The organism is Blautia sp. MSK.20.85, from assembly GCF_013317245.1.
Taxonomy (GTDB): domain Bacteria; phylum Bacillota; class Clostridia; order Lachnospirales; family Lachnospiraceae; genus Blautia_A.
In genome coordinates, this window is the sequence record NZ_JAAIUN010000038.1 from 1 (window position 1) to 17,005 (window position 17,005).

The window sequence follows — 17,005 nt, forward strand, 5'->3', positions numbered from 1 at the left end:
TTGCTATATATTATGTTAAATTCCTGAAAGTATTTTCTTTGCGTTCTCCAGGTTATTTTTTCCATTTATTTTTAGATATACTTTACTGATTTCAGAAGGCTCTCCTATTTTTCTACAGAGATCCTGTGCCTGGGAAATGGGTATGTAGATTTTCCTGGAACCTCCGTTTCTCTGGCTTTCTTAATGCCCTCGGCTGTGGCTTCTATCACGACAAATTCTTTTTCATTAGAGTTTAAAAGGACATCAATGTGCTGGCAGCAGTTACTTTCGCTGTTCTGCCTGTTAGGATAAAAGAACTGGTCTACGGAAATGTCCAGCAAGGTGACGATTTGGTAAAAGGTATTCAGGCTTGGATTGTAACCCCTGGTTTTCAAAATATATGCTAATGAGTGGAAGTCAAACCTTCTTTCATCTTGGTTCATTCTCATATCACCCATATATTATTCTGCATTTCAGGTTTGATTATGAGGACGATACGCAGTTTTATGTTTTAGTAGTATTTTATCTACATACTCGATGACAACATTGATAGATTGAAAGAATGGCGGTAAAATAAATGCGGATAAAATTTGAGACTCCATAATAGATACATATTTCTCTGCTATATTTGAAAAATTGGAGGTGGAACAATGCAGAAGATTTTAATTGTTGAGGACGATATTGACATTCAGGATATATTAAAGAACCATCTGATTGATGCGGGATATGAAGTCGCTGTTGCTTCTGACGGTGTGGCGGGCATTACAATGTTTGGGGATACCATCGACCTTGTGCTGTTAGACATCATGCTCCCTAAAATCGACGGTTATGGTGTATGTGAGGTCATTCGTAAGCGGTCACAAGTCCCTATTATTATGCTTACTGCGCTTTCGGATGAAGAAAACCAGTTGCGGGGTTTTGAACAGCAGATTGACGATTACATTCCAAAGCCCTTTTCGCCCAAAATCCTACTGTGCAAGATTGCGGCTATTCTTCGCCGTAGGACTGTGGAAAATCAAAATCAATCCCTGCTTACTTATAAAGAGCTGAGTATGGACGTTGACGGATTCCATGTATATCAAGGCGGAAACGAGGTTGTTTTAACCAGTAAAGAGTTTGCGCTTCTTAGGCTTATGCTTGAAAATCAGGGAAAGGTCTTTACTCGGCAAATGCTGCTTGACCGATTGTGGGCGGACGATTTGGATGTCGAAGATCGGATCGTTGACAGTCACATAAAGAACATTCGCAAAAAATTAAATGCTGACTATATAAAAACAATCAGAGGAGTAGGATACAGAATTGACAAAGTACATTAAGCAACGTTTATCCGTTAAGATTTTTATAATTACATTTTTTCTACTGGGTGCGGTTTGCGGCGGAACATATTTTTTCATTTCAAAGCTGTTACCTGCGACATACTCCAATTTGATAAATGCGTCCACAGAGAAAGCCGCTATGCACCTTGTTGAGCAAATGACAGCTTTTGACAATATATCTGATTGTGAAAATGATATATCTATTTTTTCAAAGGAAACAAATGCCGCTTTTTGGATTGAGGATAGTAACGGTTGTATGATATATCCCGCCGAGGCATCAATGGAAACCTCTACTACTTCGGCAGATTGCACAGTTACATTCGATGAAGATGAATCGTTCATAGATATGCAACCGTCTGGGGAAACCACGACAAATTTTTACCCGTTCACGTTAAAAAACGGCACTGCTTATGCGTTGGCAGTTCAAACGGATTTGTTCGTTGTACAGCAGGCAACAAAGGTATTGCTGTCTATTCTTCCGTATGTTATCTTAATGATCTTTCTGCTTTCGCTCCTTTGTGCATGGCTCTATACAAGGTACATCACTCGACCTATTGTGCAACTGAGCAAGATTTCAAAGCAAATGGCAGAATTGGATTTTTCCGGTCAATGTGGTACAGGACGAGAAGATGAATTAGGGTGTTTGGCGCAAAATCTAAATTCATTATCTGCTTCGCTATCCACTGCATTGAACGATCTTCAAACTGCCAACCAACAGCTCAAAACAGATATTGAAAAGGAACAGGAGTTAGAAAGACAGCGGGTAGACTTTTTCTCGGCAGCATCCCATGAACTGAAAACACCACTAACCATCTTGAAAGGACATTTGGCGGGAATGCTGAACGGAGTCTGCGGTTATGAAAACCATATAGAGTACATGGAGCGTTCCCTGGCCGTTGTTGATAGGATGGAAAAGTTGGTAAAAGAGCTGCTGTATGTTTCTAAAGCAGAGGGAACTCAAAAATCCGAATATAAAACCATTGATTTTGCGGAAATATTTCGGGTACAGATTGCCACTGTAACAGATTTGTTGGAAGAAAAGGAACAGTGCTTTGAAGCAAATATTCCTACCCGCCTTTATTGTGAAGTGGAACAATCACAGATGGAACGGGCAATTCAAAATATATTGGTAAATGCAATTCGTTATTCTCCAAGTGGTGAATTGATTCGTATATCTTTGTCCGAAACACATGGCACAATTCGTGGTGAAATTGAAAACACAGGTGTCCGTGTGCCTGACGATGCTATTCCACATTTGTTTGAAGCCTTCTATCGGGCAGATATATCTCGTAACCGCAATACAGGTGGAACTGGATTAGGACTTTATATTGTTCATAAAATCATGGAAATACACCAAGCAAAGTACGGCATCTCAAATACAAGCAATGGTGTACTGTTTTGGTTTGAATTGCCTTGCAGGCAGCCGATAGACAACTCCATCTAAAATCCATAATCCTTGCAAATTATATCCAAGTTGCTTTGTTATATTATAGCTGTCCTCAAGAGGGTAGCTATAATTTTTAGAAAGCGAGGTTTTATCGATGAAGAACAAAAAAATTTGGTCAATAGGACTGTGTGGAGCAATCTGTTTAAGCATTGCAGGAGTTACTTATGCAAGCTATGCAAGTGCATTGGCTTCGGATACACCAAAGGTTTCAACATCCGAAACAGGAAACATATCCGGTACAGATATTCTCTATCAGGATACAGACGGTGGACAGATCAGTGTTGACGGTAAAAATTGGGTCGCTGAGGCAGATTATGAGAAAAACAACACGGTACCGGATGTGCAGTGGTGGACAGCTGATGAATATGAGGCGTGGATGAACGAACAGAAAAAGGAAATGGAATCTTTGATTGGAACCGGAGATGGTTGGTATGATGGGCTGGGCGTATTCCATGAATTTACACAGGAAAGTGTAGATGCTATGATGGACAGCTATAAAGAAACTCTGGAAAGTATCAAAAAGGGAGTATTGTATTCCAAAGATGACGGTGACGGCGATACCTACTCCATGATTCCACCTACTGAAGATGTAGTTTCCTCTTATAGTGTTGATGTAACAAAAGATAACGGAAAAACAGTACACATTGGGGATTATTCCACAGTTGAGGAATTAGACAAAGCCATTTCTGATGCAGTTAAAAATGGTCAGCTCACACAAGAAGAGGCGGACTCCGTTCAGAAATAATAACTAATCCTTTCTGCCGGTCGATAGCAAAAAGCAAGAACTGCCCGGGCTGCGGAAAAATCCACAGAGAAGAATTTGAGCAATTCATTTTCTCTGCCATGCAGGAGAAGTTCAAAGACTTTCAGATACTCCACGGCAGGGAGGAAAAAATCAATCCAAAACTGACCGCCTATCAAGTGGAGCTGGCACAGGTGGAAGCAGAAATTGAAAAGCTACTGGATACGTTGACCAGACTAATGCGACTTTGCTTGCCTATGGCAACAAAAAAATTTGAAGAACCGGACACCCGCCGCCAGACCATTTCGAAGGCGATCGCCGAATTGCTATATATTATGTTAAATTCCTGAAAGTATTTTCTTTGCGTTCTCCAGGTTATTTTTTCCATTTATTTTTAGATATACTTTACTGATTTCAGAAGGCTCTCCTATTTCTTTGCAGAGATCCTGTGCCTGGGAAATGGGTATGTAGATTTCGTTGCCTTCTATTACTACAGCGGCTTTACAGGGCATATATGAGGTTTGCGGTTCTCTTGCGGAATTGCCGGATAAAGTGGTAAGATCATCCGTGGCTTTGGGAGTATCCTTCTCTTTTTCATCCAGGGAATAAAAAATATTCAGGTTTTCACCCATCTCTAAAAATTTTTCCTGTTGTTTTTTTGAAATGGCATGATTATTATAGTCTTTCATATCCCGTAGGGAACCATTTCCCAGCAATACCAACGGCATCTTCCCCAATTCATTCTGAGTTGGATTTTTTCCAAACGCATTCATATCAATTCCTGAAAAAGTCGTTGTTTCCGTATAATCTTCAATTTTGATGACAACCGGGACTTCTATGACTGGCCAGATTTCTTTTATACCTTTTATCTTCTTCGCTTTCTGCAAAAAATCTTCATCATAAGCCAGATCTCCAAGTGGGAGTAACACAGTAAATTGCCGTTTTTCTTCTTTCATGCCTGCCAGCAGCATTCCTAATAATGTAAGTATCAATGCCAGCAGAAGTATGACAAATAAGGTAAAGCTGTCTATTTTTTTTCTTTTCAATGAGAAGCCGCCTTTCTCACTTCTTCGAGAAGGATATTTTTCTTATGAAGCTTTCTGACCAGAATCAGGATTATGGAAATAAGCAGTACTGCAACAACTGCAGCTATGGAATACCACCAGTTATTGGTTTTCTCCTGGTCATCTTCAACCTTTAAAGACTTTATCTGGGTTTCTTTGATTTCAGAATCAAATTTTATTTCTTCCTCATATGATTTGCCATCTGCATCCTCATACGTAAGAATTAATTGTCCTGCACATTTTCCTGTTTTTCCTTTTACATATATGCGAAGACTTCCTTGGGATAAATCTCCGGCCTCTATGGTCCCTAAGAATGCAGTATCGTTTGAGCTTAATTCATCAGCCTTTAAGCTGACACTTGCATTGTATATTTTGTCTCTTCCAAGATTCATTGCTTTTACCGGGATCTCTACTGTATCCATAGTGTATAAAACAGATGGAATATCTGAAGCTTCCAGCTTAACACGAACCGGTTGGATGATCTGAAAAGACAGTAATTCTGTACCGGTAGTTGCCGTTGCTTTCGAATCTTCATAATCCAGAGAAAAAGTAATGACAGCCTGGCCAGGATCACAGTTTTCTGTTATAGTAATCATCTGTTCCAAAGTAATTGCTTCACCAGGAGCCAGGACTTGTACATAAAAAGAGTTTTTCTCAAATTCAATTCCTTTGTTCTCTGTAGAAAGGGAAATTTTTAAACCAAATACATTTTGACTGCAGCTTTTATTTCGAAATGTCAGCGACATTTCTGTTGTAGAACCAGCCTCCAATCGTCCACCCGAAAGATTGCTGTCTTCTAATAATACCTGCGGTTTATGTAATATTTTTTCACTTGATGAGTCTGATGTTGAATTACCTCCTCCCCCACCGCCCGAATACCCTCCGTTGTCTATAACCGGATCTGTTATCTGCGGGGCGTCACCGTCTTCCGGATTATCACTGTCTATTACAACATGAAAAGGATTCGATTTAGAACCATCACCAAAGTCATCTCCTGATGTAAAAATATCCGGATCCGGATTTTCTTTATCGGTATCAGCTTTATCAGGAGTCTTTTCATCCTCTGCCGGAGGTTCGGTGCTCGGAGGTTCGGTACTCGTAGATTCATCCTCTTTTTCATCAAGGGTTAACGAGTTATCATTCTCATAAGATACGGACGGATCTGAGTCCGTAAATCCTTCTTCAGCAGATGTAACTTCCGTGTTTTGAGGCTCTGTGGCAAAAACGGTAGCTGGAAGAAATATTATTGTCGTACACAATACTAATGCCGTTTTTACAAATAAATTTCTCATTATCAGGCAGTCCTTTCTCTTAAGATTCCTCCATCCATTTCATATACGTGGTCACATAAGATTCTGATGTCCTCTTCATTATGGCTTGCCAGCAAAATGGTTTTTCCTGCTGCTTTTAAATCCAGCAGCAGTTCTCTTATTTCTTCCACGCCATGTTTATCCAGTCCATTAAACGGCTCATCCAGAATCAAAAACAGAGGATCTTCCATAATGGCCTGTGCAATACCAAGGCGTTGACGCATTCCAAGGGAATATTTTCCGACGGGTTTCTTCATGTCCGGATCCAATCCTACCCTTTTTAAGACTATGCGGATATCGGCCTTCGAAATCCGGCCATTCATGTCTGCCAGGATCTCCAGATTTTTAAAGCCCGTATATTGTGTAAGAAAACCGGGAGTCTCGATAATAACTCCAAGACTTTCAGGAAAATCCACATCATGGCCTATTTTTTTTCCAAATACAAAAATAGTGCCCGTAGTTACAGGAAGAAACCCACAGATGCATTTCATAAGGACGGTCTTTCCTGAACCGTTATTTCCAACAATCCCATAGACGTTCCCTGTTTTCAAGGAAAGATTTACTTCCTGTAACACGATGTCTTCACCGAAACGTTTGGTCACGTGTTCTATTTTTACGCAGGTGTTCTGCATCATTCCACTTGCTCTTTGCGGATCACAGGCCAGATTAAATGTCCCTTCAGATTTCTTCCAATCTTCCATATAAAACACCTCCCAGAATTCCCAGCATTACTAATAAAAACAACAGTAGAAATAGCCAAAGTCCTATTTTGTCCGGTCCCCAATTTTCATCAGCCAGTATCCATTCTACTGGATAAAACCATATCTGATTCTTAAAATAGCGGTCATGAAGGATAATTCCGAAATAAAAGCTTACAAAAGGGATTCCATATGCCATGTAAGCAGAATCCCATAAAATCCCGCAGCTTCCACCGAAAATGCTTATGATACTTCCGATAAGTCCTGTCCGAAATGCCTTCATGAGTAAGTCCAGAAGTGCTTCTTTCTGAATAGCACCCTTTATCTCCAGCGGATAGAACAAAATAAAATTGATAAAAAGTGCCGTTAGTATAGATAACGTCCAGACCATAAAACCAGATACCATAATGGAAAAGACTTTACCTTCGATATACTGTCTGCGAGTCGTTCTGGGAAGTATCTCCTTTAAAAATCCACTTTTATATTCTTGCAGAATGGAATCACTCCATGGCAATACGGCTGCTACCGGAATGGCAAAAGATACTGCCTGACTTTTTAGAGAACCTTCCAGTATACTGATAAAAGTACCACATGTCAGTGCTTTTTTTAAGCTGGGATAAGTCTGCCCAATGGCGATGGAAATGCAGGCTATCAGCCATGCTGCCAGAAAATTCTTATTAAAAAACATACGTTTTGTTTCACCCCACATAGGTTTTCCCCCTTCCGATCATGTCTTTTCTCCAAGAAATTCAAAGGTATATTTTTTCATCCGGTTAATTGCAAAAACTGCAAGAAGAACTAAAATACCCAGAAAAAACATATAGGAATGCGAGATTTTCGGAAGCAATGGGTCATAACCTAAGTTATGTTTTCCGTATACTGCCTGGTTCAGAGGACTGATCCAGCAGATTAATACATTTACCTGATACATTTCGTATTTTTCTTTATGTAAAATTACAGCCAGTACTTTCGGGTCCAATAAAAAACCAAAGACACTGTAAAGAAGGCCAAAAATCATCCCCTTAGTCTTCCCTTTATAGAGATTTCCTACAAGGATTACAAAGCTTAAGGTCAGCGAATAACAAAACAGAAGGAAGAAAACCTGCAGCATACAGCCATAGGGTGAGATACTTTCCATAACCCTTACTGTAGAAGGGACCTGCAGGTTTTTTCCTAACTCTGAATAACCAAGCATGGCCGCAGTTTCGCTCCACAGGTTACCTGGATAACTCTTTTTCATACACAGCACGGCCGTAAACAGCAGCATCAAAACCGTATATAAAACAGTTACAAGAATAACATAAATGAATTGACCTAAAAGCCATTTCCTCTTGGTTGTCCGGGTCAGCTGGTACGGAGTAATAGGTGTCATCTTCGGCAGGTCAGAAAACATAAGAAGCAAGAGCAGCGAACTGGACAGTACTGCTATCCCATCCCCAAATGTCCAGATAAATGGTTCAATGGCCTGTACCGGTGTATCGTAGGTCTCCATTACAACCATGATTCTGCCTGTAAGCAGGAAACTAAGTACAAATTCTAACAGAAATATAAAAATAACTTTGGGATTGCGTAGAAATCCGAAGAAATTGTACCTTACAATTCCAAATACCTGTCTCATGTCAGTAACCCAGATTCCGGTCTATGATACTGCCATCCACGGCATTAATGGTAAGGAAACTTTCATTCGGATCTTTACTGGTATTTGATTCTGTTTCTCCGTTATATTCACTTTCTGAAGTCATGCTGCCGAAAAAATCCCAGACGGGGATCAAAATACCTGTGTGTGCGTCAGTAGACGGCTCATATATTCTGGCATAGCCAAGAACGATCCGATCAATATTATAGACCCTGGAATTTTCATATTGCATATTATCAGCGTTTGTTACCACCATCATTTTTTCATAAATTTTCATAACCTCGCTGAACGAAAGAAGATTTAAATTCTCTGTCTTTATTTTACCAATTGTGTAGGGATTTGAATAAGTCATGCTTTCTATGCCATCTTTATCGACATAGAAACAGAGACTTTCATAAGACCATGTTTCCATTGTGCTGTCCATATCTTCCAATGCCCCACCATCTGCAATTGTCTGAGTGATCGGCACACCATTTATGGTACGTGCATAATCAATTCTATATCCATTTCCAAAATTACCTGAACTATTATCGCCTTCAAAACTTTTGCACACCGCGTAATTCCAGTTAGAAAACTGTAAATCTGTGATGCCCATTTTTTCAACTTTTTCCTTTACAAGTTTTTTGGCTTCATCCAAGGACAGCCCGATAGATTCTTCTGTGGGTTTTTCTTCCTCTTCAGAATATCCGTAATCACACCACATTGCATCCTCCGGTATTTTTTCCCCGCCCTTGTTTGCTGCTTTCTTGATCTTGACTGACAAGGTATCGGAGCCATCGGAAGATATCATATAGTAGTATTGTGAATCGTCTGGCATTTGTGCAATACAACTGAAATAATTTCCGGCAACAGGTTTTGCCTCTGTCAGGGTTTTCTTTTCCGGAGCAGTTTCGTATTCCTGTTCCCATGTCTCAATATCTTCATAGATATCATAGACATAATTCCCATCATCGTCTGTTCCATAGTTATACGGATCCAGGTTTCCGTTAGCAACGTCTTCTTTTAGTTCATCCAGAGTTTTTTTAATTTCATCCTTTGTCTTCACATAATAACTATCCATGGTATAAAGTTTTGCCTCTGAGAAGAATGCGTTTGTAATACGGTCTAGAAGCTCCTGGGTAACTTCTGCCGCAGTGACAGAAATAGCAGATATCTTTTCCACTTCCGGAATTTCTACGCTTGCATCTGTATTTACCACGAGCTTGGCACTGTCATCTTCCACATGGCTTTTATAATTTTGAGGAGCATCGATGAGATTCCTGATGGTTGTCTTTGACTCTGAACCGTCATCGTTCTTGCTTTCAGATGCTTCTCCTTTAGAACCGCTAACATCATCCGCTTCCGTATAAGCATCTACAGCCTTGCTCCCCTTTGGCTTTACCAAAGAAGAATCCGGGGTCTGTGCGCATCCTGTAAACATTCCAATACAAAGCACTATTCCTGCAAACTTTTTAATATTTTTTCTCATTTCTGGTAAAATCTCCTTTCTAAGGTTGTTATAAGTATATCATCGAGCATTACACCAAATCTTTCGCGATTTGTAACTGATATGTAAACGTTAGTGTGATTACCAGAAAACAGAGACGGTAGTTCCTTTTCCCGGATTGCTTTCAATCTTCAGATGGAAATCGTGCAGTTCTATAATTTTCTGACATAATGAAAGACCGAGCCCTACACTTCCTTTTGCCCTGGAACGAGATTTGTCTACCATATAAAATGGTTCCGTCACCATTTCCAGATCCTCTTTTGGTATTCCCTTTCCAAAATCCTGAACCATCAGATGGTCTGGGGTTGCCTCAAGCACAATTTTAGATTCTTTCCTGGAAGCTTTGACTGCATTATCAATTAGATTTGTCACTACACTTATCATTAAGTCCTGATCAAACTTCTTTACCAATTCTTTTGGTTCACAAAATACATCAAGAGAGATGTTTTTTTCTTGAAGCCTGCAATCAATGAGTTCTTTTACTTCTTTCAGGAAATTATCCACCTGTATTTCAGCTGGATTGAATGAGTCTTCCGAAGCTTCATAGAGTCCGGTTAATTCCAGCATTTTCATAGAAAGTCTTGAAAGCCTGCGACATTCATTTTCAATATAAATCAGAGCCTTCTCCTGCCTTTCCGGGGTTAGGCGCACAGTAAGCAATGTATCTGCATAGCCTATGATTGCAGTCATTGGGGTCTTCAGCTCATGAGCCAGACTTCCAATAAGCTGTTTTTGTGTCCGGTTTATGTTAGAAAGACTTTCAATTTGTTCTTTTATTTTACCTGTCATAAAATTAAAAGTTGCACCTACCTGCGCAAGTTCTGTATTTCCCTCTGACGGTACTTTAAAATCATAAATACCTTCAGAAACAAGAAGCGTAGCTTCTCTTAGGCTTATAAGCGGTGCTGTGATTTTTCGAAGGCTCAAATAAAGGACAATTCCCATCACCACGATCAAAGATAAAGTAAATCCACCAGTCTGAAAAAACAGCAGATGACTTTTTTCTATTACATCTGTTATATCTTTATAAGTAACAATCTGATATCCCATATTTACATTGCCATAGTAAAGTAACAAAAGTGTCCTTCCATTTATCTGACTGATCATAGGGCCATGACCGTCACTGTTGCTGCCATGATCCACCATGTTTGCCTTACTTGCACATAATTCTCTTAACTTTTTTACGTCGAATTCATAAACAGTTCCATTATAGGTCATTTTTCCATCAAGATATAAAACCGCGCTGTCATGAAAAACCTGCCGAAAAGCATAAGTAACTATTTGGGGGCGCATTTCGTTGTCGGCATTCTGTTTCTGATTGTCGGAAAGGCTTGTTTTATTTTCAAACTGTAAGATATTTGTTCTGAATATACTGCTTTCATAACTGTTGATATTCTGTATACTCTGATTTTTCCAACAATAAGTGGTATAGAGAAAGATCCCTGACGATACCAACAGAATGATACATGTAGTCTGAGAAAAGATCTTTATTAAGAGTTTCATAAATCCACCTCAAGTCTGTAACCGATTCTGGGAATTGTTTTAATCTTATCCTGCCAGCCAAGCTTTTTCCTGATACGACCCACATGTGCATCCACAGTTCTTGTTTCTCCGCAGAACTCTTCATTCCACAGTTCCTGCAGAATCTGATTCCTGGTCAGTGCTTTATTCGGGTTTTTGGCGAACACCATGAGACAGTTATATTCCATTGGCTTTAAATAGATTTCCATGCCCATTTTTGTAACAGTACGACTAGCAGTATCAATGATGACATCACCAATTTGAATCTGTTCTTGTACAGTGCCATTACGTTCCAGTACTTTTTCAAGACGGACCATCACTTCCAGCATTTCAAATGGTTTTACAATATAATCTTCCGCACCGTCTTTTAATCCCTTTATCTTGCTCGCGATATCTCCCTTTGCGGTAAGAAATATTACGGGGATTTCATACTGCTTCAGTTTCGGTAACAGGCTATAGCCGTCTCTTCCGGGAAGCATGATATCTACAAGTGCACACTGAAACGCATGATCTTGAATAATTGCTTCATATGCTTCATTTCCATCCAGATATCCTACTGTTTCATACCCTGCAATCTCCAGATTCATACATAGCAGGTCATTGATTGACATTTCGTCTTCTATCACAAGAATTCTTGCCTTCATGATTATTACCTCACATGTTTTTATAAATATCTTTTCACAGGTTAATTATACATTAAATTCTATATTGCAGTTGTAACTGATTTGTAACAGCAAAAAAGGAAACCAAAACCATTCTGTGAGAATAGTTTTGGTTTCCATACGTAGCCGGATTCCTTTCATTTACCTTTATCAGATTGTGTCATTTAAGTCACATCCACTGATGATGCGATTCCATAAGTTCTCCCGCTTGTCCATTCCTTTGGTAAAATAGGGAAGTCTTTCCTCTTCCAGCTCTTCCAGACGAAGCACATTTCCATTCAGATAATTGTCAATCCGGTATCCTGTACTTTTAAGTCTTGTAATTACGCCACCAATTTTTATATCCAAAATCTCATAACCAAATGGCTTTGCATCGTTCATCCAGATTTTTTCTCTTGATGATTTCATCTCTGTCAGATTGCAGATGATTCCAGGAATAACATTCTGACTGATATTTTTCAACGCTGCTCTATCCGATCTGTCATATGCTGATTTTATACACATGCCCAAATCGGCTTTATCAGCTAATACCGCCGCCAGTTTTTCATAAAATGAGAATAAAAGCTGATATTTTCCTGTTTTTTTTGCACATTCCTTCATACATTTCTGTATGTTTTGGTAGTAAGATTTTGTATTGACACCTGATTCTTTCACATGATAATCAAAAATGCCTAACATTGGATCCTGGTATAACAGATATTTTGAAGGATTTTGAGCCTCTTTATTCTCTTTCGTATTTAAGAATAAGGAATCAAAATTGTCAAGTGCCATAAAATCATCAAATTCTCCGCCTGTGCAGTCCCTGAACTCCTGCTTAAGGATTGTTTCGTCATAGTCTCTGTGAAAATCAAGGTGTGCAAAAAGTACAAGTCCCGGAAGCAAAGCATCCACCGGGGTTTCTGCACCATTATCCATCCATGCTGTACAGAGCACCTCTTTTATATTGTATTTTTTACAAGTAGAAAGAGCTGCTTTGGTACACGCATAGGTCTTAGAATAATTGGGGGAAATTCCGTTCCAAATCCAAGATCCTCCTGCAAAAATAACGTTATCCGAAAACTGCGCATGGATATCCAGCATTTTTTCATAGGTTCTGGTATCAGCATGATAATAGTCCCAATATACTAATCCTAGATCTTTTTTCGGTTTTTCCCATTTGGAGCAGTCCGTGTTTTCGGGCAGATCATAGTATCCGCCTGTAGAATTTGCTGTAATGTACATGTCACTCCATATCATAGGCTTTAATTCTAATTTTCTGCAAATATCTACGACCCTGTTACAATGTTCCCTGATTATCAGTGACCCTTTTTTATATCCATTTTCTTTTAGATAATTTCCAAGTCCCAGCATGACAGCCTCATCCATTCCAAGATGTACCCTGTTGGTAGAAAAATTCTCCTTTACTGAGCTGAGCAGCTTTTCAATAAACTGATAAGTTTCCTCTTTTTCAGGCTGGAGAATGTCCGCAGAATCACGAATCTTATCCATTCCCGGCCACTTCAGCGCATTGTGCAGATGAGCCAGGGTCTGAATACACGGAACAAGCTCTACCCCAAACATGGAAGCGTAAGCATCCAGTTCTTTTATTTCGTCTTTGGTGTATTTTCCGCGATAAGCTCCAAAATAAGGCTGCCCCTCTACTTCATAGGTATCTTCTGTATAAAGCATGAGTACATTCATTCCAAGTTTTGCCAGTATCCTGATCAGGAATTTCACCTTTTCAACTGTAAATACAGCATTTCTGGAACAATCCAGCATAAGACCGTTTCTTTCAAAACAGACATGCTCTTGATATTGAAATTCATCCTCTTCCATATGATGTATGGCATAATTAAGTGCGCGGTAATAATGAGATATTTCCCGACAGATGATATGAATCTGGTTTTTTCTTTTATTGATCAATATTTCTGGTCTGTCCTGAAATTTAACAAACAATTCTATGTTTTGGTTGAAACCGTCCTTTTCAGCGAGCAGTATTTCAGTACCTTTTTTAATAGTATTATATTCTTTCTTATCAGATGAAAAAACAACGTTCATACGTATTCCTCTTTATTTAGGAATTCTGCTCTTCTTAATAAATCAATCTTTTTAGCAGAGCATCCCCTGTCAATGTTCTATTTTATTCGTTTGTAAATAATCGGCTCATCATAACCAAAAGTTCTTTTCCCATTTACTTCCATGGACTCTGATACTTCCAATTGATTTTCAGTGAACTTTTCATGCAGAGAAAATTTCAATACGGGAGAAAACATACTTACACTTCCGCCTTCCCATGTATCACCTGATTTTCTGAAAAATGCAGGAGTAAATTTTGCAGAACACTTTAGCTGATCATAGTCGGCACCTTTGAACATTTTGTAAGTAAAATTCTTTTTATCATATCCTTCCGGTATCTCATAAGAAATAAGTTTTATTGAATTGCTTTCTTCCATGAAAAGAAACAAATGTGAAGAAGAGCGGGTAGTTCCCTGTACAGAATAATAGCTCTCTTCAATCATAAATACGCCTTCGAAACCATTTGGGAGATTTGCAATTCTGGAATTACATATTGTATTGATATGCTTTGCATATGGATACTGTGGATTTGTCTTACTTATTTTCTCAAATTGATCCTTATTATCAAATTTTCCATTCAACAGTGTAACAAAATTTATCAAGTCAGCCATGATCTTATGCCTCCATAATCTTTATCATATAGGTTTCATCCATTATACACCTTCCATATAAAAGAGTCCATGTACAAAATAAGGGAATATATAAACAAAATGCATCAGTTAACAAACATCGGCAGGGGGGGCATATCATTGTCCAATTGATATGCCCCCTCTAGCTATAATCACAACAGCAGATGCATCACTTCTGTTCATTGTACGTATTTCTCTGGTAGCTTCCAGGCCATCAATAACTGGCATCATAATATCCATCAGAATTACATTGATCTCACCAACACCTGATTTTGCAAATGCTTCAACAGCCTCCTTGCCGTTTGAAGCCCTTATAATTTCTGCTCCTGCATTTGTCAGAAGAAATTCCGCAATTTCCATATTCAATTCATTGTCTTCTGCCAAAAGGATTCTCATGCCTCCAATTGATACATCATCTTCCTGGCTTTCTGCATGCTTCATATCAGCAGAAATAAGGAATGGAAGCTGTACCATGAATGTGGTTCCTACATTTTTCTCGCTTTCAAATTTAATCGTACCGCCCATTTTCTCTATTAGTTTTTTTGTAATTGGCATACCAAGACCTGTTCCTCCATAAACAGATCTTGCACCGCCTGTTTCCTGAGTAAATGGTTCAAAAATGTGATTCTGAAATTCTTTACTCATTCCAACTCCGGTATCCTTGCAGTGAAACTCAAACAGTATATGCCTGTCATCCACCTGTGTTTCATAATAGCTGAGCAGTATCTCTCCTTTTTCTTTATTATACTTGACAGCATTACTTATGATGTTCATAAGGATTCTTTTTAAACTTTAATCACAGCACTTTTGCATGCTCTGTCAATGTGTTTATTTCCATAAATAAATTTTTCTTTGTACCCATTATATGATTCCAGTATTGATACGTCAATCCCATTAATGTGCCTTCTCTTCTTCACTCTTTGTGAAAGGAAGAGATTGCTAGCTTTTACCAATCGCTCTTCCACTTCCACATCAAGTCTGCTTTGTTCTGGATTACCGAAATGGTGATCATGCGTCAGGCTGATACTGTTGACAATGAAAAACAGGAGCCAGCTGCATTACAACTTAGCTCCTGTCCTGTACATCTTGAATATAGAATTAGTAAAAACAGATTATCGGGACATCATACTGAATAAGACTATAAAGCTGTCCGGCATTTTCTGGTGGAAGATTGATGCATCCATGAGAACCACCTGTAAGATATCTGTCACCACCAAAGTACGGCTGCCAGTCTGCATCATGAAAGCCAATTCCTCCATTGAATGGCATCCAGTACGTTACCGGTTGTTCATAAGAATAGGTTCCATTTGCTGTCATTTCACCTCGCAGCACGGACGGACTGCTCTTTGAATTCAGTGTGAATATTCCAGGGGGTGTTTTTCTATCCGGATCGCTTGGCAGTCCGGATACGATTTCTGATTGGAAAATAATATTTCCATTCTGATAATACCACATATACTGTTCTGTAAGATCTACCTCTATATATGTATCTCCGAGATCGTTGATTCCGTGTGCATTTGCCCTCATAGAATATACCGGTTCCCTGGTTGTCTGGGTTCCTGACTGAATTTCCTGCATGAGCTGTGCTACTTCCTTGTCCTGATCAATCTTCCATCCATAAGCTGAGCCATATACATACACCGTCCTTCCGCTTGTGGTCTGGAATTGTCTTTCAGTGCCAACTGTATCATGATCTGCTGCAAGCTGTGCCACATAATCCACTACATGCTGCCGGAAGGCTTCATCATTCTGGAGCAGCTGCCCTTTCTCGTCAAACTGCAGCCAGTTTTTGATGGTATTCCCATCAAGTGTTACCGTTTCATCTCCAAATGTATATGTGATATTTGCTTTTGTCAGGTTCTTATATGTATTTACCATATTCTGAAGTTCTGAACTTTCTTTTGTCACATCTGCTTTCTTATAAGCCTTTGGATCACTTTCCAGATCTACCTCTGCCGCATCGTTATCGATTGCCCTGCATATCATCTGATAAGCTTCTTTGGTATTTAATTCGTTACCTTCCGTTTCTGGCACAATAGTGAATTCTGAGTTAACAAAACTTACATACGCATTTTCCGGTGCTATCTGATTCTCTTTTTTCGCACAATTTAATGAATTTACCTGTTCTTCCAGTTTCTCCCGGCTGAAAAAAGTCTCTTCTTGAACCATATAGTTTTTTGTTTCAAAAAGACTGCCGATCCATTCCCATGATTTCTGAGTTTTCAACAGCTGAAGAACCGCACCGCTGGATACGTATTTATAATCAATATCTTTTCCTGTAATGGCCTGCGGGTCCTGCATTCTTGCCCTTACCTGAATAGTATAGTTATCCTTTTTCCCAGCAATCTCCTGCTCAACCTCATATGCTGTCTTATTTGAACTGTCAATCCCATTGATGGTCGTCCCATAAAAGAAGTGATATGAGTAATAATAAGATATACCTGCATACATACAACAGCC

At 39.2% G+C, this 17,005-nt stretch carries 18 protein-coding genes; 4 read left to right on the plus strand and 14 right to left on the minus strand.

The features are described 5' to 3' along the window. Positions 1–104: 104 nt before the first annotated feature. Entirely contained in the window at positions 105–437 is a 333-nt protein-coding gene (locus tag G5B12_RS15050; RefSeq protein ID WP_330597747.1) for a transcriptional regulator, read from the minus strand. A gap of 192 nt (positions 438–629) precedes the next feature. Here G5B12_RS15050 and G5B12_RS15055 point away from each other — a divergent pair, with 192 nt between their 5' ends. From G5B12_RS15055 to G5B12_RS15070, 4 genes are all read left to right on the plus strand, one after another. Next, positions 630–1,295 (plus strand): response regulator transcription factor, encoded by a 666-nt coding sequence (locus tag G5B12_RS15055; RefSeq protein ID WP_174088700.1) that lies wholly within the window; start codon positions 630–632, stop codon positions 1,293–1,295. Further along, positions 1,279–2,739 (plus strand): sensor histidine kinase, encoded by a 1,461-nt coding sequence (locus G5B12_RS15060; RefSeq protein WP_174088702.1) that lies wholly within the window; start codon positions 1,279–1,281, stop codon positions 2,737–2,739. The genes G5B12_RS15055 and G5B12_RS15060 overlap by 17 nt, the downstream gene beginning before the upstream one ends. A 97-nt stretch (positions 2,740–2,836) precedes the next feature. Then, positions 2,837–3,487 carry a hypothetical protein gene (locus G5B12_RS15065; RefSeq protein ID WP_173761571.1) on the plus strand — a complete coding sequence of 217 codons (651 nt, stop codon included), beginning with the start codon at positions 2,837–2,839 and terminating at the stop codon, positions 3,485–3,487. Positions 3,488–3,585: 98 nt separating this feature from the next. Next, positions 3,586–3,834 carry a hypothetical protein gene (locus tag G5B12_RS15070; protein WP_226844739.1) on the plus strand — a complete coding sequence of 83 codons (249 nt, stop codon included), beginning with the start codon at positions 3,586–3,588 and terminating at the stop codon, positions 3,832–3,834. Here the strand turns inward: G5B12_RS15070 and G5B12_RS15075 are convergent. The 13 genes from G5B12_RS15075 to G5B12_RS15135 form a co-directional block, all read right to left on the minus strand. Further along, on the minus strand, positions 3,823–4,530 hold the full coding sequence (locus G5B12_RS15075) for a hypothetical protein (protein ID WP_244092821.1): 708 nt from the start codon (positions 4,528–4,530) through the stop codon (positions 3,823–3,825). The genes G5B12_RS15070 and G5B12_RS15075 overlap by 12 nt on opposite strands. Continuing rightward, a complete protein-coding gene (locus tag G5B12_RS15080) occupies positions 4,527–5,840 on the minus strand; it encodes a hypothetical protein (RefSeq protein WP_173739943.1) in 1,314 nt (437 codons plus the stop codon). The genes G5B12_RS15075 and G5B12_RS15080 overlap by 4 nt, the downstream gene beginning before the upstream one ends. A 2-nt stretch (positions 5,841–5,842) precedes the next feature. Further along, positions 5,843–6,493, minus strand: coding sequence for an ATP-binding cassette domain-containing protein (locus G5B12_RS15085; RefSeq protein ID WP_044925097.1), 651 nt, complete (start codon positions 6,491–6,493; stop codon positions 5,843–5,845). Positions 6,494–6,536: 43 nt separating this feature from the next. After that, the gene (locus G5B12_RS15090; protein WP_226844734.1) at positions 6,537–7,265 is read right to left on the minus strand and encodes an ABC transporter permease; all 729 of its coding nucleotides are present in this window, start codon (positions 7,263–7,265) and stop codon (positions 6,537–6,539) included. Between the two features lie 18 nt (positions 7,266–7,283). Beyond that, a complete protein-coding gene (locus G5B12_RS15095; protein WP_244096113.1) occupies positions 7,284–8,057 on the minus strand; it encodes a hypothetical protein in 774 nt (257 codons plus the stop codon). Positions 8,058–8,175: 118 nt separating this feature from the next. Further along, complete coding sequence (locus G5B12_RS15100; RefSeq protein WP_174088706.1) at positions 8,176–9,660, minus strand: DUF6034 family protein; 1,485 nt, start codon at positions 9,658–9,660, stop codon at positions 8,176–8,178. Positions 9,661–9,759: 99 nt separating this feature from the next. Further along, complete coding sequence (locus G5B12_RS15105) at positions 9,760–10,896, minus strand: sensor histidine kinase (protein ID WP_244096114.1); 1,137 nt, start codon at positions 10,894–10,896, stop codon at positions 9,760–9,762. A gap of 281 nt (positions 10,897–11,177) precedes the next feature. Next, a complete protein-coding gene (locus tag G5B12_RS15110; RefSeq protein ID WP_005423065.1) occupies positions 11,178–11,843 on the minus strand; it encodes a response regulator transcription factor in 666 nt (221 codons plus the stop codon). Positions 11,844–12,011: 168 nt separating this feature from the next. Further along, positions 12,012–13,898, minus strand: a complete 1,887-nt coding sequence (locus G5B12_RS15115) for a beta-N-acetylhexosaminidase (RefSeq protein ID WP_174088710.1) — start codon at positions 13,896–13,898, stop codon at positions 12,012–12,014. A 77-nt stretch (positions 13,899–13,975) separates the two neighbouring features. After that, positions 13,976–14,527, minus strand: coding sequence for a hypothetical protein (locus tag G5B12_RS15120; protein WP_118513919.1), 552 nt, complete (start codon positions 14,525–14,527; stop codon positions 13,976–13,978). A 135-nt stretch (positions 14,528–14,662) separates the two neighbouring features. Beyond that, a complete protein-coding gene (locus G5B12_RS15125; RefSeq protein WP_244096115.1) occupies positions 14,663–15,319 on the minus strand; it encodes an ATP-binding response regulator in 657 nt (218 codons plus the stop codon). 11 nt (positions 15,320–15,330) lie between these two features. Next, complete coding sequence (locus tag G5B12_RS15130) at positions 15,331–15,516, minus strand: hypothetical protein (protein ID WP_174088711.1); 186 nt, start codon at positions 15,514–15,516, stop codon at positions 15,331–15,333. Between the two features lie 127 nt (positions 15,517–15,643). Beyond that, the gene (locus tag G5B12_RS15135; protein ID WP_227752251.1) at positions 15,644–16,996 is read right to left on the minus strand and encodes a L,D-transpeptidase family protein; all 1,353 of its coding nucleotides are present in this window, start codon (positions 16,994–16,996) and stop codon (positions 15,644–15,646) included. Positions 16,997–17,005: the final 9 nt, after the last annotated feature.